This is a genomic window from Exiguobacterium sp. s35 (genome assembly GCF_018617535.1).
Taxonomy (GTDB): Bacteria; Bacillota; Bacilli; order Exiguobacteriales; family Exiguobacteriaceae; genus Exiguobacterium; species Exiguobacterium aestuarii.
The window spans coordinates 28,341-45,576 of sequence record NZ_JACSKI010000004.1 but is presented as its reverse complement, the minus strand read 5'-3'; the positions used below and the strand labels follow the sequence as shown (position 1 = coordinate 45,576).

24 protein-coding genes and 1 pseudogene are annotated in these 17,236 nt (G+C 43.7%); 6 read left to right on the top strand and 19 right to left on the bottom strand.

Annotated features, from left to right (window positions below):
- Positions 1–2: 2 nt before the first annotated feature.
- The 8 genes from KNO75_RS13440 to KNO75_RS13405 form a co-directional block, all read right to left on the bottom strand.
- Positions 3–662, bottom strand: a complete 660-nt coding sequence (locus KNO75_RS13440; protein WP_214822341.1) for a Crp/Fnr family transcriptional regulator — start codon at positions 660–662, stop codon at positions 3–5.
- A gap of 12 nt (positions 663–674) precedes the next feature.
- The gene (locus KNO75_RS13435) at positions 675–1,100 is read right to left on the bottom strand and encodes a DMT family transporter (protein WP_214822339.1); all 426 of its coding nucleotides are present in this window, start codon (positions 1,098–1,100) and stop codon (positions 675–677) included.
- A gap of 12 nt (positions 1,101–1,112) precedes the next feature.
- Positions 1,113–2,090 carry a DMT family transporter gene (locus KNO75_RS13430; RefSeq protein ID WP_214822337.1) on the bottom strand — a complete coding sequence of 326 codons (978 nt, stop codon included), beginning with the start codon at positions 2,088–2,090 and terminating at the stop codon, positions 1,113–1,115.
- Between the two features lie 67 nt (positions 2,091–2,157).
- Entirely contained in the window at positions 2,158–2,640 is a 483-nt protein-coding gene (locus tag KNO75_RS13425) for a hypothetical protein (RefSeq protein ID WP_214822335.1), read from the bottom strand.
- Positions 2,615–3,115 (bottom strand): hypothetical protein, encoded by a 501-nt coding sequence (locus tag KNO75_RS13420; protein WP_214822333.1) that lies wholly within the window; start codon positions 3,113–3,115, stop codon positions 2,615–2,617. The genes KNO75_RS13425 and KNO75_RS13420 overlap by 26 nt, the downstream gene beginning before the upstream one ends.
- The gene (locus KNO75_RS13415; RefSeq protein WP_214822331.1) at positions 3,112–3,615 is read right to left on the bottom strand and encodes a hypothetical protein; all 504 of its coding nucleotides are present in this window, start codon (positions 3,613–3,615) and stop codon (positions 3,112–3,114) included. The genes KNO75_RS13420 and KNO75_RS13415 overlap by 4 nt, the downstream gene beginning before the upstream one ends.
- A gap of 9 nt (positions 3,616–3,624) precedes the next feature.
- A complete protein-coding gene (locus KNO75_RS13410; RefSeq protein ID WP_214814733.1) occupies positions 3,625–4,083 on the bottom strand; it encodes a hypothetical protein in 459 nt (152 codons plus the stop codon).
- Positions 4,084–4,096: 13 nt separating this feature from the next.
- The gene (locus tag KNO75_RS13405) at positions 4,097–4,546 is read right to left on the bottom strand and encodes a hypothetical protein (protein WP_214814735.1); all 450 of its coding nucleotides are present in this window, start codon (positions 4,544–4,546) and stop codon (positions 4,097–4,099) included.
- A gap of 161 nt (positions 4,547–4,707) precedes the next feature.
- On the opposite strand from KNO75_RS13405, the gene KNO75_RS13400 reads away from it, so the two are divergent.
- On the top strand, positions 4,708–5,913 hold the full coding sequence (locus tag KNO75_RS13400) for an MFS transporter (RefSeq protein ID WP_214822329.1): 1,206 nt from the start codon (positions 4,708–4,710) through the stop codon (positions 5,911–5,913).
- Between the two features lie 19 nt (positions 5,914–5,932).
- Positions 5,933–6,364 carry a MarR family winged helix-turn-helix transcriptional regulator gene (locus tag KNO75_RS13395; protein ID WP_214822328.1) on the top strand — a complete coding sequence of 144 codons (432 nt, stop codon included), beginning with the start codon at positions 5,933–5,935 and terminating at the stop codon, positions 6,362–6,364.
- Positions 6,365–6,404: 40 nt separating this feature from the next.
- Here KNO75_RS13395 and KNO75_RS13390 read toward each other — a convergent pair.
- Positions 6,405–7,451, bottom strand: a pseudogene (locus KNO75_RS13390) (flavin monoamine oxidase family protein); the annotation flags it as partial.
- A 43-nt stretch (positions 7,452–7,494) separates the two neighbouring features.
- Between KNO75_RS13390 and KNO75_RS13385 the strand changes: the two are divergent.
- Positions 7,495–7,803 carry a hypothetical protein gene (locus tag KNO75_RS13385; RefSeq protein ID WP_214822317.1) on the top strand — a complete coding sequence of 103 codons (309 nt, stop codon included), beginning with the start codon at positions 7,495–7,497 and terminating at the stop codon, positions 7,801–7,803.
- On the opposite strand, the gene KNO75_RS13380 is transcribed toward KNO75_RS13385, so the two are convergent.
- Positions 7,800–8,543: a nucleotidyltransferase domain-containing protein gene (locus tag KNO75_RS13380; protein WP_214822315.1), complete on the bottom strand. Its 744-nt coding sequence runs from the start codon at positions 8,541–8,543 to the stop codon at positions 7,800–7,802. The two genes, KNO75_RS13385 and KNO75_RS13380, sit on opposite strands and share 4 nt — an antisense overlap.
- Positions 8,540–9,076 carry a DUF3841 domain-containing protein gene (locus KNO75_RS13375; RefSeq protein ID WP_214822312.1) on the bottom strand — a complete coding sequence of 179 codons (537 nt, stop codon included), beginning with the start codon at positions 9,074–9,076 and terminating at the stop codon, positions 8,540–8,542. The genes KNO75_RS13380 and KNO75_RS13375 overlap by 4 nt, the downstream gene beginning before the upstream one ends.
- A gap of 127 nt (positions 9,077–9,203) precedes the next feature.
- On the opposite strand from KNO75_RS13375, the gene KNO75_RS13370 reads away from it, so the two are divergent.
- The gene (locus KNO75_RS13370; RefSeq protein ID WP_214822311.1) at positions 9,204–9,428 is read left to right on the top strand and encodes a hypothetical protein; all 225 of its coding nucleotides are present in this window, start codon (positions 9,204–9,206) and stop codon (positions 9,426–9,428) included.
- Between the two features lie 25 nt (positions 9,429–9,453).
- Here the strand turns inward: KNO75_RS13370 and KNO75_RS13365 are convergent, their stop codons facing one another.
- Positions 9,454–10,089: a DUF3841 domain-containing protein gene (locus tag KNO75_RS13365; RefSeq protein WP_214822310.1), complete on the bottom strand. Its 636-nt coding sequence runs from the start codon at positions 10,087–10,089 to the stop codon at positions 9,454–9,456.
- Positions 10,090–10,175: 86 nt separating this feature from the next.
- Complete coding sequence (locus KNO75_RS13360) at positions 10,176–10,598, bottom strand: Lrp/AsnC family transcriptional regulator (RefSeq protein WP_214822309.1); 423 nt, start codon at positions 10,596–10,598, stop codon at positions 10,176–10,178.
- Positions 10,599–10,744: 146 nt separating this feature from the next.
- Between KNO75_RS13360 and KNO75_RS13355 the strand changes: the two genes are divergently transcribed.
- On the top strand, positions 10,745–11,326 hold the full coding sequence (locus tag KNO75_RS13355; protein WP_214822308.1) for a cysteine hydrolase family protein: 582 nt from the start codon (positions 10,745–10,747) through the stop codon (positions 11,324–11,326).
- 182 nt (positions 11,327–11,508) lie between these two features.
- Here the strand turns inward: KNO75_RS13355 and KNO75_RS13350 are convergent, their stop codons facing one another.
- On the bottom strand, positions 11,509–11,976 hold the full coding sequence (locus tag KNO75_RS13350; protein ID WP_214822306.1) for a hypothetical protein: 468 nt from the start codon (positions 11,974–11,976) through the stop codon (positions 11,509–11,511).
- Positions 11,977–12,055: 79 nt separating this feature from the next.
- On the opposite strand from KNO75_RS13350, the gene KNO75_RS13345 reads away from it, so the two are divergent.
- Positions 12,056–12,499 carry a DUF4279 domain-containing protein gene (locus KNO75_RS13345; protein WP_214818558.1) on the top strand — a complete coding sequence of 148 codons (444 nt, stop codon included), beginning with the start codon at positions 12,056–12,058 and terminating at the stop codon, positions 12,497–12,499.
- A gap of 4 nt (positions 12,500–12,503) precedes the next feature.
- On the opposite strand, the gene KNO75_RS13340 is transcribed toward KNO75_RS13345, so the two are convergent.
- From KNO75_RS13340 to KNO75_RS13320, 5 genes are all read right to left on the bottom strand, one after another.
- On the bottom strand, positions 12,504–12,701 hold the full coding sequence (locus KNO75_RS13340) for a hypothetical protein (RefSeq protein ID WP_214822304.1): 198 nt from the start codon (positions 12,699–12,701) through the stop codon (positions 12,504–12,506).
- Positions 12,698–13,018, bottom strand: coding sequence for a nucleotide pyrophosphohydrolase (locus KNO75_RS13335; RefSeq protein ID WP_214822303.1), 321 nt, complete (start codon positions 13,016–13,018; stop codon positions 12,698–12,700). Before KNO75_RS13335 ends, KNO75_RS13340 begins: the two co-directional genes overlap by 4 nt.
- Before the next feature lie 2 nt (positions 13,019–13,020).
- Positions 13,021–14,571: a DUF2075 domain-containing protein gene (locus KNO75_RS13330; protein WP_251126209.1), complete on the bottom strand. Its 1,551-nt coding sequence runs from the start codon at positions 14,569–14,571 to the stop codon at positions 13,021–13,023.
- A 162-nt stretch (positions 14,572–14,733) separates the two neighbouring features.
- Positions 14,734–16,236: a reverse transcriptase domain-containing protein gene (locus tag KNO75_RS13325; protein ID WP_214822300.1), complete on the bottom strand. Its 1,503-nt coding sequence runs from the start codon at positions 16,234–16,236 to the stop codon at positions 14,734–14,736.
- Positions 16,237–16,496: 260 nt separating this feature from the next.
- Complete coding sequence (locus KNO75_RS13320; RefSeq protein WP_214822299.1) at positions 16,497–17,129, bottom strand: serine/threonine protein kinase; 633 nt, start codon at positions 17,127–17,129, stop codon at positions 16,497–16,499.
- Positions 17,130–17,236 lie beyond the last annotated feature (107 nt).

The following is a 17,236-nucleotide window of genomic DNA, read 5'->3' as shown; positions in this document are numbered from 1 at the left end:
TCCTATTCATAAATGCTCTCCCCGACAATCTCTACCAACCCTTCTCGGTCAATAATCGTAATCATCCGTCGATTGCGCTCAATCAATCCCACTTCAACAAAACGTCGAAGCGTTCGATTCACATGACGATAACTTGTCCCGATCAAATCGGCGATATCCGTCAATTGATCCACGGTCGAGCCGAGCGTTTGGTCATCTGGCGTCATCGATAACAGATAACTCGCTAGGCGGACCTCAACGGGATAGAACAAGTTAAAGCTGAGCGACTGCGATTTTCGTTCGAACTTTCGCGTGATTTCTTCCAATAAATAATGTAACCAGGCGACTTCTTGGTGCGCATGCTGGATCAAGTCTTCGAACCGGATGACGAGCATCTCGACTTCCGTGACCGCCTCAACCGTATTCAAGTAAGGAGTCCGCTGAATATACTCGATATCTCCAATCAAATCGAGCGGATATTTGAAGGAAAGGACGAGTCGCTTGCCGGTAGCGGAAGTATGGGAGACGCGAATCTTTCCTTTCACTAAGAAACGGAGGTGCTCCGCTTCATCGCCCTGTGTACAGATGACGTCGCCCGCTTCGTAATGGACGAGTTGCAATTTTTGTTGCGCAGCAACGGGCAAAACGTCTAATTCAAATCGTTTCACGTATGCATCAACCATTTCCGTCTCCCCTTACCATTTTAATAAGATGACGCCCGCAATCATCATGAACACCCCGAACAACTGCGCCGCGTTTAAGTTCCGACTTACCATCCCGAACCAGCCGCGCCAGTCGATGACGAGCGCGAGTGCCAACTGTGCGATGAGAAACAGGGAAATCGTAAGTGTGACCCCGAGCTCATGAACGGCCGCCATATTACTGAACAAGATGAGCGCCGCAAACGCACCACCCGATAAATAAAGCGGGTTCACATGACGCATCTGTGCATACGTGCGATCTCGCAGTACTAACATGACGAGAAGGGCGACGACGAATCCCGTGAACTGCGTCAACGTCGCCGCTTGCCACGTCCCAATCTGTGAACTGATTCGCGCATTTGCCACACTTTGTAGCGTCAGAAAGAAGCCTCCACTGATTGCAAACAACACTCCTCGCATCGTTCTCCCTCCTTAAGATAGACGAATGAATACAATCCCAATCACCATGACAATGAGACTTATGATTTGCACACCAGTGACCAGGTTCTTCTTCGCTCCGAACCAACCGAAACGGTCAATCAGTAAACTTCCACATAACAGTCCGACAATGACGATAATGACAGCGATCCCCGTCCCGACAATCGGAACGATGAGGACGTTTCCTCCGATGAAGAGCGCCCCAATGATCCCACCAAGCCAAATCCACCATGGTTGACCTTTCAGCTGTGTAAACGGAACAGGTTGACGTGAGACGAGCAAGATGAGCAATAGCGCCATCGTCCCGACAACGAAGGAGACGAGTGCCCCCTTCAGTGCCGATTCGAGCACCGTTCCCAAATAGCCGTTAATGGCCGTTTGCGTGGCACTCATCATTCCCGTGAAAATCCCGAACAGTCGCCAAAGGTTCAAGTTCCCGGTGTCTGTTTCCATCGAGACGATCAACTTGCCTCTTCGGCGGTTGAGCCAGTCGGATAACGCGACCGTTCCGATGACGCCTAGTAAGACGAGCACGACCCCGAATAAGCGCAATACCGTGATCGGATGCTCAACGGAGTTGAACCAACCAAAATGGTCAATCAACAGTCCCATTAAAATCTGTCCAAAGATTGGCATGATGACCGTCTGGACACTTCCAAGCCTCGGGAACAGCAAGATATTTCCTGTTAAGAACAAGACACCTAACAATCCGCCAACCCACATCCAAGTGGGACCTTGCTGAATGACCGAGCTGTCAAACCCGAATGACTGCCCGGTCAAAAGGAGCAACAAGGACAAAAAGATTGTCCCGACGGTAAACGATAAAAATGATGCGACGAATGGGGAGCCGACCACCTGACGCAAACGAGAGTTCACACTCGTCTGCATCGGCAACAAAATCCCAATCGTCAATCCAATCAAAATAGCCAACATGAATGTCTTCCTCGATTCTTCTACTAGTTCTACGTACATTGTCAGCTTACGCCTCCGTACCGAAGAAGAAAAGGACCGATGTCCTCAAATAAAAAACGAACCCTTTTCAGGTGTTCGTTTTAGACTCATGGAGGCGTTGATCACGCGCTTCACGCAATTCTTTCCCTCGTACATGATGGGAATCAAGGGTGTGCAAGTAGCGATTGATGACATATGGTCCAAGAATCGATAGGGCACCGATTCCGAATAACCCGGCAATCGCTAAAATAGGAGATAACAAATCGGCATAATAGGCGGCCAATAGGCAGATGGTCGAGACGAAGCAGAGCCACTGGATCCCGAAATCTGTATATACCACACGTTGATAACGCGCATTCTCGTTAAAGGTGAGGAGCAGTTTTGTCTTCCGCCACTCGAAACAGAGATACGGGAAAAAACTAATAAATACGATGAGGGGGGCGTATAGTTTGGACTGCGCAGCGATGAGGAATGTCATCACGACAGTCGCGATGGCGACGCCCCATCCCCAACGCCAATGACTGTCATCCTGCTCGAGTAACCGTTCAATTCGCTTTTCTTTCGTCAGCATATGTACTCCTTTCGTAAGATCGATAGTGCTTCGTCACCTCATCCCGTGTCGGTTGATCCGGGTCGGCATGTCGTAATTTCCGGACGGTCTGATAGTGGATCCATGCTAACATGACGATACCTAGACCAATGATGCCCAGGACGATGAAGCCTAGACCGATTGATGAAACCTCAAGGCGACTGAGAAGGACCATTCCTGTGATTGCTCCAATCCAGTAAGAGTAGAGGCGATACAAGCGTCTCGTGAGTGACTTGGCTTTTCCGGACGTAATGGTTTGCAACTGTTTACTTTCTTGACGTGTGAGATACATGAGTCCAGTCGCTGCTAACGTCGATCCGATTCCCCATATCCACCATGTGTCAAAACCGAGCACGAAACTGTTGCAGACAACGAGGACCGCTGTAAGCCAGATGCTGGTATTTTGATGCATTTTCCGATATGCCCCGATATATTGAATTCGTTCTTGTTTCGTCATGACTCTTTACGACCTTTCCTTGAAAAATCATCTAACGCATGTTTCAAACGTTCCCGGTTTGTCCGAGTCCATTCGCCCGATGTGACGTGGTGCTCGTCAAGCCCGGACTGCTTTCGGTCAATCCAACGTGGAATCAATATGAGACACGGTCCGCCGATGAGGAGCGCCCAACTTATCCACGGTAAGATATTGATTCCAATGAAATGCATAGCAATCAAAATCATGAACCATATTAAACTGATCAACATGACAGCAAAATCGATTCGCAATAGACGATGATAGCGTGTTGAGGGATTGAAGGATTGTTGCAATCTCATCTTGTTCCATTCAAGCCATGTCGTGTAAAGAAGTGCGGCACCTGGTAGGAGAATGCTATATAGGCTCCATGTCGACAGAAAATAGATGAATACGCCTAGCATGACTACACTCACGATGATGTTGAGACGGGTGAATCGCTTCTCAAACTGTTCAATTCGTTGAAGTCGTTCCGCTTTATCCACGGTGTCACCTCAATCTTTCACGAAGTCGAGTTTGATTTCGTGACGCATTGGCTGTTCTTCGTCATACTCAGGAATCTGTCGGTCGAGCTTTTTCTGTGCGACTTGCAATAAGATGACTCCGCCTAAGAAGACGACGAATAGCGACCATTCCGGCCAATTGATCAGAACGATGAATGGGAAGAGAATCGCCAACAAGACGAGTAGCCCCATTTCTGATACATACTGCCAATCGATGATCCGTTTGGCTTGTTCCACATTCGTCAACTTTCTGACGAAGCGACGCTCTCGTCCGATTGCGAACAACATACCCGCTAATGTGATCCCTAATGGAATGATATATCTTGACGCACCGTCTGACTGGAGTGCCAGAAAGACAAACATCCCGGTCAGACCTGCCAGCCCCATTCTCCAAAAAAGCCAACGCTGCTGATAACGATAAATCGTATTGATTCGTTCTTGTTTATTCATCTCATTCATCCTTTCAGAATCGTCGAATCTCGCGACGTGTCGGTTGTTCCGGGTCGAGCCAGCGGATTTGTTGATCGAGCTTCTCTTGCGCCCATAAAATATAAAGCAATGCCCCACCGATGAGGACCACAGGAATCCAAGACCAGTCTATGATTCGGATGGCTAGCGGATTGACGAGTCCGAGCAATGCGATAAAGAGGAAGTCCAGATGATACTGCAGTGTCACGACACGTTTCACCTGTTCTTGCTCCGACAATTGACTGATTGCCTCTGCTTCATTCGAAAAAAAGTAACGCGTCGCAAGTAACACCCCGCCGATGATGGCGAACCCGATCCAGATGTTCCCGTCAGTTCGCATGAGGAAGTAAACTGCAAGACCTGCCGGAAGCGCTAAAAGTAAGCGTTGCAGGAGTCGCTTTCGATTTGATTGTTTGATTGTATGTAGTCGTTCTTGCTTATTCATCTCGTTCACCTCTTGTTTCACTATACGGGATGAGCATGAGAAAAGTTCCGTTATTTTACATTTTCGTACCAAAGTCATGTTTCTTGACGATATGACTGTCTCGGCTTATAGTTTAGTTAACTTAACTATATCTTAAAGAATGAAAGTAAGAGGTTATCAACATGAGTTTATTAAGCAATTCCCGATTTGTGTTTACCTGGTTATCCGGGATGACGCTCACGCTCGGGTTTTCAATTTTCTTCTTGAGCGTCTCGTGGTTAACCATTGATGTGTTGAAACAACCGACGCTACTCGGAATCATTTTGACCGCAGTTTCGTTACCTCGCGTTGTCATGATGGTGTTCGGTGGTGTGTTCGCCGATCGGTTCCAAAAGAGTCGCTTGTTATGTTTAACGAATATCGGGCAAGGAGTGTTGATGTTAATTGTCGTCTCGCTCCATTTTGCAGACGCATATTCGGTGGCAGCACTCTTGATCATCTCCGTATTGTTTGGTCTTTTAGACGGCATGTCTTACCCAGCACTGTCATCACTCATGCCTTCAATCGTATCAGGTCAACAGTTGCAACGGGCAAACTCCCTCTTCCAAGGGTCACTCGAGCTGATGTTCGTCATCGGTCCGTTCCTTGCAGGAATCCTACTGACGTGGGGAAGCTTCGGGCTCAGTTTTGGGACGGCCGCTGCATTGATCTTTCTCTCCGCAATCTTGATTATGCCACGGCTGATTCAAGACAACATTCCCGAGGTCGCTCCACTCTCACCAAAAGATGTACTCGTTGATTTGAAAGAAGGGATTCGTTACGTATCCAAGACACCTGTTTTACGAAGTGGAACGTTTGCCATCGCCATCGTCAACTTGTTCGTCATGGGACCACTCATCATGAGTATCCCGATTCTCGTTGGCTCGGTCGGAGGAACAGCATTTGATTTGAGTATCATCGAAGGCGGTCTCGCTGTAGGAACGTTCGTCGCAAGCTTCCTGATTCTATTGTTAAGGTCGGTTCATCGTGGACGCTTCGTCTTCCGCGCCCTATTCCTGACACTCGGTGCATTCTTCCTCTACACGCAAGTCCAATCGATTCCCCTGCTTGCCGTCGCAGCTTCCATGAGCGGATTTATGATCATGCTCGTGTATTTGCCGACCGTCACCATCATGCAGGAACAAAGCGACCCTGACAAAATTGGACGCGTCATGAGCATCATGTCGCTCGCCGCCTCGGGGCTTGAACCGATTGCGTTCGCCATTTTATCGGTGCTCGTCGCCTTATCTGTACCGATTCAAACGCTCTTATTGGCATTTGGTATAATCGGACTAGTGTGTGGTGTCCTCTTGTATCTCCGGAGCGAAACGTTCCGACAGACACCGTAAAGAAAGGATGAATGACACGTTGAACGAAACACGAAAACAACAAGTCCTCACGATGTATCGTCAAATCGATGAACTCGACTTGCTGTTCACGAAATATTTTACGGAACTGAACGAATTCGAGTTGAGTTATCAACAAGAACAGATGCTTCTTCTCTTCAAGCGCCAAGAGACGTGGACGACGACAGAGATCGCGACGAAGATGTCCATCTCCAAAAGTGCCGTCAGCCAGGTGCTCAAAGTGCTCGAACAACGTGATTTCGTCGTTCGGGAAAAAAATCCCGAGAACCTTCGGGAAAGCTTCATCCGACTCGGTTCGAACGGTCTGGCGTACTCGAAACAAATCGATGCGATTGAAGAGCGCCTCGCCGAAGAGATGTTTTCGGTCCTCGAGGATGACGAGATGAAGATGATCAACCGCTCGCTCGCGTTGATGATTCAGAAGTTTAAATGAAAAAGACAAATCGTCTCTAGTCGGACGATTTGTCTTTTCTTTATGCCAACACTTGTACGATTCGATTTGCCGACCGCAACGCCCCTTCGATATGTCCGCCGAACTGGGCATCTGTCTCCGAACCAATCAAATGGAGTCGGTCTCCGAGTTCGATCGGACCGTAAGCCGGGAATGCCGTGAGCGGCATGAGGTCATCAGATGTCGCCGTCTCTGATTCTGTCGACCAATCCATGTAATGAAATCGCACGAAGTCATTTGCTTTCGGACCGTATAACTTCTCCAGCTGTTCGATGACACGCGTCTTCACTTGTCCTTCCCCTAACGCCGTTCGTTCATCCGGTGACAGGCGGAAGAATCCGAACAACGCACCTTGTCCGTCCATTGGCGAAGCGTCATGAATCTCTTGGAGCGGGCCGACCCAACTCATCCCAAATCCAGACAGACCTTCTTCTCGCCAAAACGGTGTCTTGTATACGATGAGCGCCTTCGCCTGAGACGCCATCCAGGTCGAGGTCGTCTTGAGCGCATTGCGTGTTGAAGCGGACAGCGTAGGTGCAATTGCTATATCTGCAACGAGACGTGGTGGAATCGCAAGAATCACGTCGTCTGTGTGATGCACCGTACCATTTTGAAATGTCAGTTGGACTCGGTCTGCCTGTCGCTCGATCGAGGTCAGCCGGTGTGCAAACCGAACGCTGTCATCGGGCAACTGCACATGCAGAGCTTCCACTAGACTTGTCATCCCACCGACTAAACGTTTGGATAAGACGATGCTTTCCTCCGGTAGTACATGTCGTTCCGGTGCAGTCGTCGTTTGACGTTCGAGTACCATTTGTCCTGTCGTATGTTGAACGAATGACTTGAGTCCGAGTGTATCCACGAGTTCAGAGATTGTCTTCTCCGTATCCGGCCAAAACCACGTCGGACCGAGGTCATAGCCGTCCTTCGTGAAGATACGTCCACCAACTCGGTCACGTGCCTCAAAGATTGTGACGTCATATCCTTTTTGATGAAGTTGGGTCGCAGCATAAAGTCCACTGACACCAGCTCCGATGATGGCGATTGATTTCATTGTAAAATCTCCTTTGTCGTCCGTCTCTCCTCGATTATACTGAGTTAGATGGTGTTACATGTACAAGAAAGGACGACATCAATTGAAAAATATGTTCTATTATCTATTCTTCCCTTATCTCGTATTGATGCGCATCCTGTACCGATTTATTCGAACAGAGGGCGGGATGACTTGGGCGGTGTGTCTCTTTTCACACTCTATATGGTTTCTTTTTTTATTCGACTTCATTCAATGGCCAATCGCAGTTGAGATTGTTATCGTCCTTTATTTAATGAGCGCTCTATGCATACCCCAGCTCTACTTTGAGACGGACGTGAAGCGAAGACGACCAAACGGATATATCCCAATTGAGGAACGGCATCGTTAAGTCCAATCTATCTCATTCAAATAGTCTAGAAGCTGTTGATTGGAAATCTCGTTCTGCATCAATAGCTTCTCTCCTTTTTCTATCCTCTGATCGCCTGGGTAGTAAAGTCTCAAAATTTTCAAGCATTCGTCTACAGTCGTCGCAAAACTCTCGTCCTTCACGTTGATGGTCAAAACCCAACCTCGAATGACGCGCTTCACGATGGAGCGCTTCTCCAGATGAGAAATCTGTCCACAAAGCAATTTGGACTTAGCTGTTTCGATTGAGGAAACCAAGTCCTGATTCAACGCCTCACTCACGCGAATATCCGGCTTCATGCGCGGGAATCGAGTCGAGACGTCTTCCCCGTAAACGCACGTACACAAATGTCGGAGCCAAAAGCCCCATTCAAAACGGTTCGCCGGATCGAGTGCCACATCGAGGCGCCCGATATCGTAGTCGATTTTGATGACTTCTGGATGTTCCGCCAGCAATCGCTCCGTCTGTTCTACTAATTCTGTCGCATTGACATCTTCGTGAACGAGTACGGTTAAGTCTAAATCCGATTGCCCGGCAACGGCCATCCCGCGCCCAATGCTTCCATAAAGATATATGCTGTGTAACTGTTCATCGAATGCTTCTTTCACCAATTCGATTGCTTTAAAAAGGACGATTTCAAACTCAGGCTGTACATGACGGATGGACGTTTGATTGATGACGTAACCAGCCTCGTCCGTTCCTAGTCGAGTCGGCTTGATCATGACACACCTTGTTCGATGAACGTTTGGACATCAAGCACTTGGTGAAGATGAATCTGGTCGACGATGTAATAATACTTCGTATTCGTTTCAGGATAGGCCTCAACGATCGCTTCGCACCATTCCCGGTCGAACATCTTCTCCCACGATGTACGCAGCTCTTCCTCGCTCTTTGCCTCACGGTCTTCAAACGAGAGGAACCATCGATTTAAGGCGAACACCCAATAACCTGCCTCAAGTTCTAAAACGGCCTCATCAGGTAGCTCGACGGTCAAGACGACACCCTGTTCCCCAACTTCTAAAAAACCACCACGTGCGACATTTGGATTGGTGTCACTAAGCCAGACGGGATCATTCCCATTCAGTAACCGTTTCTTGCGCTGCTCATATTGATCAGCCAACCAATCATAGGCAGGTCGATGATTGGCATCATCCTCATCTTTAAGCATGCCGTAGTTCGGATCGCCGAATAAAAAGCCATTCTTCTTAGCGGCCTCCCATGCAGCTGCATGTTGATATGTATAATAGATTGCCATTCTATCGACTCCTTTCAAATCTCTGTATTCAGTGTAACGAGAATATAGGATACAATGCCAGTGACAGTCTTTCAATCTGGATGTATTTGGAAGTATAATGAAGACGTAGAAAAGGAGGCATGTCTATATGAACGTCATCATGGTTTCATTATTCGGACTCATCTTCACGATTTTGCCAATCGCCGTACTGATTATCGGTATGTTGTGGATTCGTAATGTCGTTGTACGGTCTGAGAAACGGGCAGACGAGCAACTCTTCATGGAACGCGAACGCTCGAAGCAGATGCAAGTATTGATTGAACGTCTCGACCATATCGAACAGCAATTAGATTCGAACGCAAAACGCAGCTGACGTAAGTTAGCTGCGTTTCGTCTTGTCACACTTTCCATTCAAACGGTTTAGATCGAATGAGTCCGAGCTTATGCCCGATGCGCCATCCGATTCCTCTCACTCGATCAAACCATTTGTCACCGCGACCGACGAATGGCATGACCGCTCGCACTTGCGTAAGATCGATACGATGGGTGACATACTGATAGATCAACCCGACATTTGGTTGGTCCGCGACGGACGCTTCGCACCATGCTTTGTCAAAGATACGTTCCCACGATTGACGCACGAACAGTTCGTCCGGTTCGTCTTCTCGGTCATACTCTTCTAACGTTTCATACAACGGAAAATTACTAAGCGCATGATGCCAATAGGAAAACTCGGATGCCAGTACTTCTTCATCGGGTATCTCAACGGTCAAGACGACACCTCGGTTCCCCTCGCCAATATGTCCATCTCGTCCTAAGTCGGGGAACTCATCCCAACACCAGATTGGATAGTTCCCATTTAATGAAATACCAATACGCTTCTCGTATTGTTCGACCATCCAATCATAGGCAGGCTTGAACTCTTCCAATCCGTCTTCACTGAACAACGCATGTTCTCCACTCGCTTCAAGGTATCCTTTCTTCAAAGCTTGCTGCCACGCTTCTTCTCGTTGATGTGTGTAGTAGATGCCCACTCCTATTTCATCCTTTCATCGTTCGTCTCCAACTACTTTAAAAGATTTCAGCAGAAGTACTACGACAAAAAAATAACCTGGTCATTTTATATGATAGGTCGAAATGAGACAGGAGAAGATAGATTGATCAGAGATGACGGACGACCATACTCCATCGATTCGTCGATGAATGTCTCTAATGTGCGTACGTTCTCCGTCACTACTTTGACGAGATAGCTATATTGTCCGGCTAAGCGATGACATTCGATGACGGATGGCTGTTGACGACAAAATTCACGGAACGCCTCGCACCGATGGGTGTCATAAAGAATAAAGGCAGTCATATGTTTATCCATCTTTTCGGGATTGACGATTGCCCGGTATCCTGTAATGACTCCGCGTTCTTCAAGTCGCTTCACCCGTTCGGTCGTAGCAGGCGTGGACAATCCAATCTGTCGTCCTAATTCGGTCATCGAGATCCGGGCCTGTTGTTGCATTACTTCAAGAATATGACGATCAATTTCATCCATTTGGCATTCACCTTTCAAAAATAAAGTGAAACGGTACATAATCCGTTCTTTCTTAAGTCATTCGCTGAAAATTCCGTCAAACCTTTATGTATCTATACTCCACTGTTGTATACACTTGAAGTAACCAATTCAAGGGGGGAATCAACATGCAAACACCAGTTATTCCATTACTCATCATCGATGTCCAACAAGCCTTTCATGATCCAAGCTGGGGAAACCGCAACAATCCACAGTGTGAAGAGAATATCGCACGGTTAATTGAAGCATGGGAAGCGCAAAATCAACCGATCATCTATGTCCAACATGTCACCAATGTTCCGACCTCACTTTTCTATTTCAAAAAAGAGGGTCATTTGTTCCAAGACTTTATACAACCTCGTGAACAAGATGTCGTTCTGACGAAACAGGTGAACAGTGCCTTCATCGGAACGGACTTACAGGAACGACTCGAAGCACTTGGTGCGACACAGATTGTCATCACCGGATTAATTACGAACCATTGCGTCGAGACGACCGCACGGATGGCAGGTAACCTGGGCTTCAATCCAATCGTCGTATCCGATGCGACAGCGACGTTCGACCGTCAATCGATCAGTGGGGCATGGATCCCCGCAGCGGTCATCCATGACGTGTCGCTCGCGAGTCTAAATGAAGAATTTGCATCGATTCAAACGACGGAATCGACGCTCCAATTCATTCAACAAAAAGAAGTACAGCCCTTCTCATGAAGGCTGTACTTCTTTGATGTCATCCTGCTTGATCTTGAAGCGCATAAAGCGAACGTCAACATTCGCCCCAGGTATTCTTGTCGATGTTGTGTAGGACAAATCAGAGGGCAGTAAACGTATGCAAGGTTATATGTCATTCAAGTAATGGTAGATGCCCTTCTCCTTTTCTAATCTTGCGTTTTTCAATCAATCTGGCCGGCTTTTCCCCGACTGTACAATCGATGCGTCACATGACACGCATCGACTTGCTTCAATTTGCGGTCAAGGCTCTCGGATGCAACGATGACAAATAAAACGAGACTACAAGCCAACAGCAATACCGAACTGTATTCTTCTCCATACAAAATCATCGTACTCAATAGCACAAACGTTCCAATCATTCCAAGACCTAGAGCACACTCATACCAGACGAGTCGTCGATATCTCACGCTTTCGTTAAATGTCAAAAGAACATTCGTCCGACCCGCAATCTTGATACACGCTGTGATGGGAAATAAGACGATGAACCAAGTGATTTCGGCTAACTGTTGATGACCACCCCAGTAAAACAAAGCACCACTGAAGACAATCAAGAGCCCTACTTGAATCGCAAGACGGGTCGAGCGTTTTCCAGATGCGTAGAGTTGAGAAAATCGCTCAGAACTATTCATCTAGAGAATCCTCCTTCTCTATATATTCAACTATACTCAAATTATTGAATAACCATTAACTGCGAAAGAAGGAATTGAAATGTTTACTACGAAATCAGAAGTCAATGTCTACTTCAAGCTTGTCGGTGATGATTTTTCGATTGACGAAGTGACAAGGCTACTGGATTTAACCCCAACCGAATTCTATAAATTGGGCGAGACACGTGAACCTTCTAAACGTCCATCTACCTTTACCGCATGGATGATTGGTACTGGTTATCAACCTTCATTTGACGTGAACGATCAGCTAAAACAAATTATTAAAAAATTAAATGGGAAAGAACTAATATTAGACCATCTCTATCAAACATATGAAAATCTACAAGCCAAATTTGTCATCGTCATCGTGATTGAAGATGGACAGGCTCCAGCGCTAGTCATCGATACGGATACAATCCAGTTTGCTCACCGTATTCAAGCCGAGTTTGATATTGACTTGTATGCGAATCCTTACGAAGAAGATGACTTTTTTGATGAAACTTAACGCATCACTCTACATGAATTCGTTTCATCTGTCTCCAGTGCACAAACGCATTCGCAAACCAGATGACTGTCAACAGCGGAAACATGATGTTCATCCAGTTCGTACGTTCAATGTGGAACAAAGGAATCGCAAGAAAAAGAGCCAAGTTCAATATACCTGCTACGAGATACATGACAAACAGCAATCGATGATTTGATTTCATCTTGAATCTTCCGCACTCAAAATCGGATACTTCACTGCGTTTTTCACGAGCTTGTCTTCAATCGCTTTTGACACATCGATGTCAGCAGCATGTGCCAACGTCAGCGCATAGATCAACACGTCTGCCAGTTCTTCTTCCATCTCCGTCTTTTTCGTCTCAAGCGCTTCTTCACTCGAGATCCACTGGAATACTTCAAGTAACTCACTCGCCTCGAGCGACAGGGAAAGTGCCAAGTCCTTCGGGTTATGATGAAACGCCCAGTCGCGCTCATCACGGAATTTAATGACCTCGTCCATTAATCGTTGTACTTCGTTCATGTTTATACCCTCTCTCTTTGTAGCTTCAATAATTTTCGTCGTAGCGATTCATCGGACGCATATAAATAGAGTCCTTTGACACCGCGCTTCATCAATATGTTAATCGAATTCAAGACGATTTGTTCTTTTGCCTTATCAACATTTTCAATGCCTTCGATTCCAGCATATGCGCCTGTATCTTTATATAAATTCGAATCAATCACCAGACACTCCTGCTCCTCGTCATAAGATATGGATGGACCTAACACGACACCTACATAGTTCAGGTCGAATCCTTGAATCGTGTAGATGGAACCGGCCTCAGCGATGGTTTCTGCTTTTTCGGCCCAAGTCGTCTTTCCACCAGTCGTATTCCATGGCATTTTATAATCTCCGTTCGACTCATATACATAATAGGTGTCTCCGTCTTTTTTATGTAAAAAGTCAAAGGTCGAAACGACACGACTCAAGCCGTAGCGTCGATCTTGTTGAATGATGGTACGATGCATCTCCTCTAATGTTTCAAATATTCGTAAGTCATATTGCTTCGGTTTCGGAAGAGGGTTGATTCGTTTTTCTTTAAATGCATTGACCCAGTCCATCATATCTTCATCTGCTTGCATTCGGAATTGATTGGTTAGTTTGTATGTCTCAACTGTTCTTGCTTTCTTTTTATAATCATCCAATTTGAGCGAATTCCAGTGACTTTTCAATTTCAACACTTGATGTTGATCAAAAATAGCAATGACAATTTTTGCTTTCTTCAACAATTCCTCGAGATGATTGTTTTGCCGGAAGTTGTTATAGGCATCTGATTTCGTCAGCAACAAATGTGCTTCGTCCACAAAGATAATGTCGGCTTTCTCATCGTTCAGTTTATTCAACAACGGCGTCGGTTTAGTGAAGTCCCCTGCTTTAAGGTGTTTCACCTGCTTAGCGATTCCTTTATAGGTCTTCAACATCTCTTCGTGATTAACAACCAGATAATTTCTTGTCTGATGAAGCGTTGAATGGGTGTCTTTTGTTCGAGCTTGGATTGTATTAAAGATTGAGCTCAAGACAACACTCTTTCCTACACCTGCTTCTCCTTCAATCACATATAAATCTCCGTATGTTGCATTTGGGTCTACTTTCGACATTTGCGTTTCACAAAAGTCGAGTACCTTTTCTTTTAAGTCTAGCTGTTCGACAGATAACTCTTTAAACGGAGACAGCTTGAAGATATCCTTGTTTTCAATAGCGTGAAGCTCATTTTGAACAAGTCCTTTACGATGTAATTCATCCCAGAGTTCGGGAAACAATTCGTTGTCGTAATAAGTTTTATTGTAGTAATTGTGCGTAAAGTCGTTCGCAGTTTTACTTTTATTCTGAAGTGTATACTTCTCATCTCCTAAAAAATAATTGATAAGCTTTGTTTCGAGATGGAATGTCGCTGAACGGTTGAACTTGTCATGATTGATGAGATGAATTTGACTCAGCTGTTTCCGTTCCGTTTGTTTGAGCTTTAGATGTTGCTTTATTCGCTTTTTAAAGTGAACCGTTTCACCGATGTATGCTTCTTTATCTCCGTTCAAAATGTAAATCACCGGATAGTTCAAATAATCAGCAGTCTGATCAATAGTATTTAGAGAACCCCAATTAAAATTGAACTTTAGTATCTCAACTTCATTTTCATTCATTAAAAATCATTCCTAACCATGATTTAAATATTCTAAAGAGGTAAATTAATAGAAAAATTAGTATTCGTAATAATTAGATTCAGGATGCATTGTTTTTTCAATACCTACTGTGATGATATTTAACTTTATAGCCCTATAAATTCTCAAAAAACTAGGAATTTCAACAAGTCCTGATTTCCCGTTAACTTTTATTACTTTACATTCACTAATCATCTCTTCACTATTGACATTGAAAGGAAATTGATTTGGATTAAACGGAACTTTTTTACATAAAAGTTTTTTTCGTTTCTTCAAAGTATTCAGTATTGTAGAAATGAGCCATCTATCTAAATCTTTTAATTGTTCCTCATCATCAATTAATGGATAGAAACTCATTAATCCTTTAAATTTTAATCTTTTATAAGAACCATTCAGATAATTTTTCAGCATTCTTTCACTTAAATTACCATATAGATATCTACGTATTTGCATAATAGCTGTCACAAAATCACTATCCACATTATTAGAAGGTATTGTTACTGATCTTAGAGTAGAACCGTTTATCGGCTGTATTAAATTTCTATACAGAATATAGCTAATTTGTTTTTTAATTTTTCGTATTGAAGACTCTTTTATACTTATATTTTCATTCGATAGTTTATATCCTAGGAATTCAATATGACTTTTTGAAGAGACAAATTCTGATGGAATTCCTTTTTTAGCTAGAATACTTATACCGTGTGACTTGAGAGCATTAATCTCTACTCCAGTTTCAAGAGAAAAAGAATGTAACATATCGTATGTCTTACTAATTTTGCTATAGTCGTCGGACCATATTATTGTATCGTCTGCATATCGAGCGAATCTCAGACCCTCTTTTTCTAATTTTTTGTCTAGAGACCAACAAGCAATATTAGCTAGAAATAGAGACAATGAAGTTCCCTGCGGTATACCTTTACCATCATCCATGTTTTTTAAAAATGTAGCTATCACATCTTTTTCAAATTCACTTAATAAAAATCCGTTTTGATTGAACTGTTCAAACAAATAATCATGCCTTATAGTTCCAAAAAAATTTTTAAAATCAAATTCTGCTACAAATGTTCTGAGACTCATTTTAATATCTAGACCAATATCATTTATAGCATAATGAACATTCCTATCGTTTCTGTAGGCATAAGAGAAAGAGCTAAACCTATGTTTATTTTTACTGAGAAGTCTTTTATAAAAATAATTCGAGACTGCCTCATCTGGAATCTGAAAGATGTATATTTTTCTTCTCCCTCCTCCACTTTTTTCGATATGCCTTATAAAAGGTGGATGTGGTTCATATGTTCCTTTAATTAATTTATCGAATATTGAAGCACCTATTTTTTCATAATTCTTAAGAACATAATAAGGATTGTGTTTGTTATCTACTTTCCAATGCTCAGGAATTTTTATTTCCTTATGGGGTGGGTCTTGAATTCTCCTTCGATTTCTTTGTGATTCAATTTCAAGCGAGTTATGATATCTTTCATGTTGTTCCACTTTCTTTTTAGCAAAATCATAAATAGATTTAATAATATCATCTTTTCTCATTGGGTTTTTCTCCTTTTTTTAAAAAAGGCCCCCTCTTAATAGAGGAGGCCAGACACGGAACCTATAGATAAAAGTAAGCTCAATCTCGATTAACTTTTTTGAGTAAAGGTAATCTCCATAGCCCCTCTTAAGAGGGGCGTTTATAGGCTCCGTTAGTCACCTAATGACGTTAAAAAAATCATATCACATCCCTAACAAATTAACATCAAAAAAGTTATTTTTATCCTTTGTTTGAAAATAAAGATTAGCTTTAATGATTTTTAAATATTATTTAAATGTAGCACCACTTCTTGGATATGATTCTTAAATCTTTCTTCTTTTAACTTGCTATGCCTTCCATCATAGGTACTACTGTTTGCATTGTATAAGGAAGCTTTTGAAAAGATTACAAATGATCCATTTAGATGTCTACTAACTAAACGAGCATCTTTTGATAGAACATCTCCATTATAATAACCTGTATCCCAGAAATATCTATCAATGTATTCACCTGGAAAAAGTTCAACTAATTCCTCTTCGCTATATAAAAGATCTTCATACACACCTGACGGCTTTAATTCATCAGTCTCTAAAAAGAAATATGACCACTCTAACTCCCCATCTTCAAATCGTTGAAAAACTAACTTTTCTGGCTTTACAATATGTTTAGTTGAATCTAAATTCAATTCAATGCAACTGTTCTCCTTGGAATTTGTACAGGCAGATAAATCTAAGCCCCCTCCATTAGGTAAAAATGTATGGTTTTCCGCCTCATTTTTTCCAATAGTATCTAATATTTTAATTATGTCTTCATAATTAGACCATTCTTTACGAAGAGGTAATTCACCCCCAAATAAACTTTTAATCATCTTCTCCCATTTTGGTAGTTCCGTGGATCTAAACTCGTCATTCATCGTCCATACCTCCAATAATTAAAAGTGATTTATTCAACAGTATTCTGGAAACAGTTTAAAAGTTAGGTTTCACCTAATTAAATTTTCTTTTCATTTCTTTAGAAATT

Excerpts from the sequence above, each read along its gene's own strand:
- KNO75_RS13400 (WP_214822329.1), top strand. The coding sequence starts at position 4,708 with ATGAGTTTATTAAGCAATTCCCGATTTGTGTTTACCTGGTTATCCGGG.
- KNO75_RS13355 (WP_214822308.1), top strand. The coding sequence starts at position 10,745 with ATGCAAACACCAGTTATTCCATTACTCATCATCGATGTCCAACAAGCC.
- KNO75_RS13380 (WP_214822315.1), bottom strand. The coding sequence starts at position 8,543 with ATGATCAAGCCGACTCGACTAGGAACGGACGAGGCTGGTTACGTCATC.
- KNO75_RS13360 (WP_214822309.1), bottom strand. The coding sequence starts at position 10,598 with ATGGATGAAATTGATCGTCATATTCTTGAAGTAATGCAACAACAGGCC.
- KNO75_RS13370 (WP_214822311.1), top strand. The coding sequence starts at position 9,204 with ATGAACGTCATCATGGTTTCATTATTCGGACTCATCTTCACGATTTTG.
- KNO75_RS13385 (WP_214822317.1), top strand. The coding sequence starts at position 7,495 with ATGTACAAGAAAGGACGACATCAATTGAAAAATATGTTCTATTATCTA.
- KNO75_RS13335 (WP_214822303.1), bottom strand. The coding sequence starts at position 13,018 with ATGAACGAAGTACAACGATTAATGGACGAGGTCATTAAATTCCGTGAT.
- KNO75_RS13420 (WP_214822333.1), bottom strand. The coding sequence starts at position 3,115 with ATGACGAAACAAGAACGAATTCAATATATCGGGGCATATCGGAAAATG.
- KNO75_RS13435 (WP_214822339.1), bottom strand. The coding sequence starts at position 1,100 with ATGCGAGGAGTGTTGTTTGCAATCAGTGGAGGCTTCTTTCTGACGCTA.
- KNO75_RS13320 (WP_214822299.1), bottom strand. The coding sequence starts at position 17,129 with ATGAATGACGAGTTTAGATCCACGGAACTACCAAAATGGGAGAAGATG.
- KNO75_RS13425 (WP_214822335.1), bottom strand. The coding sequence starts at position 2,640 with ATGCTGACGAAAGAAAAGCGAATTGAACGGTTACTCGAGCAGGATGAC.
- KNO75_RS13430 (WP_214822337.1), bottom strand. The coding sequence starts at position 2,090 with ATGTACGTAGAACTAGTAGAAGAATCGAGGAAGACATTCATGTTGGCT.
- KNO75_RS13345 (WP_214818558.1), top strand. The coding sequence starts at position 12,056 with ATGTTTACTACGAAATCAGAAGTCAATGTCTACTTCAAGCTTGTCGGT.
- KNO75_RS13440 (WP_214822341.1), bottom strand. The coding sequence starts at position 662 with ATGGTTGATGCATACGTGAAACGATTTGAATTAGACGTTTTGCCCGTT.
- KNO75_RS13340 (WP_214822304.1), bottom strand. The coding sequence starts at position 12,701 with ATGAAATCAAATCATCGATTGCTGTTTGTCATGTATCTCGTAGCAGGT.
- KNO75_RS13325 (WP_214822300.1), bottom strand. The coding sequence starts at position 16,236 with ATGAGAAAAGATGATATTATTAAATCTATTTATGATTTTGCTAAAAAG.
- KNO75_RS13410 (WP_214814733.1), bottom strand. The coding sequence starts at position 4,083 with ATGAATAAACAAGAACGAATCAATACGATTTATCGTTATCAGCAGCGT.
- KNO75_RS13350 (WP_214822306.1), bottom strand. The coding sequence starts at position 11,976 with ATGAATAGTTCTGAGCGATTTTCTCAACTCTACGCATCTGGAAAACGC.
- KNO75_RS13405 (WP_214814735.1), bottom strand. The coding sequence starts at position 4,546 with ATGAATAAGCAAGAACGACTACATACAATCAAACAATCAAATCGAAAG.
- KNO75_RS13375 (WP_214822312.1), bottom strand. The coding sequence starts at position 9,076 with ATGGCAATCTATTATACATATCAACATGCAGCTGCATGGGAGGCCGCT.